Source organism: Salifodinibacter halophilus, assembly GCA_012999515.1.
Lineage (GTDB): Bacteria > Pseudomonadota > Gammaproteobacteria > Nevskiales > Salinisphaeraceae > Salifodinibacter > Salifodinibacter halophilus.
The window spans coordinates 1-241 of the sequence record JABEEB010000641.1 but is presented as its reverse complement, the minus strand read 5'-3'; the positions used below and the strand labels follow the sequence as shown (position 1 = coordinate 241).

At 72.2% G+C, this 241-nt stretch carries 1 protein-coding gene; it reads right to left on the bottom strand.

Annotated features, from left to right (window positions below):
* Window positions 1-241 (bottom strand): hypothetical protein (locus HKX41_13130; GenBank protein NNC25077.1); only part of this gene is annotated, 241 nt, incomplete at both ends.

The window sequence follows — 241 nt, the reverse complement described above, 5'->3', positions numbered from 1 at the left end:
CGCCACCGCCTTGAACTGCAGCGCGACGTAGGGCACCGCGGCGGTCAGCGCGACCGCCGCGACCAGCGCGGCCAGCCCCGGCGCGCGGCCGTAGCGCGAGGACAGGAAGTCGGCGATGGAAACGATGCGGTGTTCGCCGGAGATCAGCACCAGGCGTTCGAGGATGCGCCAGCCGAAGGCCAGCATCAGCAGCGGGCCCAGATAGATCGGTAGGAAGCCCAGCCCGGTGCGCGCGGCGGTG